The sequence below is a fragment of the Aeromicrobium phragmitis genome (assembly GCF_003674095.1).
Lineage (GTDB): Bacteria > Actinomycetota > Actinomycetes > Propionibacteriales > Nocardioidaceae > Aeromicrobium > Aeromicrobium phragmitis.
On record NZ_RDBF01000297.1, the window covers coordinates 1 to 290 of the forward strand.

Consider the following 290-nt stretch of genomic DNA (forward strand, 5'->3'; position numbering starts at 1 on the left):
TGATGAGGCCCATTACATCAAGAACCCTGCTGCACTGCGCTCGCAGCGCGTTTCAGACCTCATCGACAGATCTGACCGAGCGATTCTCTTGACGGGCACACCGTTGGAAAACCGTATCGATGAGTTCCGAAACCTCGTGAGCTATCTCCGGCCGGACCTATTGCTGGATGCGAACGAGCTCGCGCCTCGACGTTTTCGCCGCCAGGTCGCACCTGCATATTTGCGGCGGAACCAAGAGGACGTGCTGACTGAGTTGCCAGAACTCGTCGAGGTTGACGAGTGGCTTCCCA

The 290-nt window shown here is 57.6% G+C and carries 1 protein-coding gene; it reads left to right on the top strand.

Annotation, left to right across the window (positions count from 1 at the left end):
• On the top strand, positions 1–290 hold a 290-nt coding region (locus D9V41_RS17430; RefSeq protein WP_243697340.1), incomplete at both ends, for an SNF2-related protein.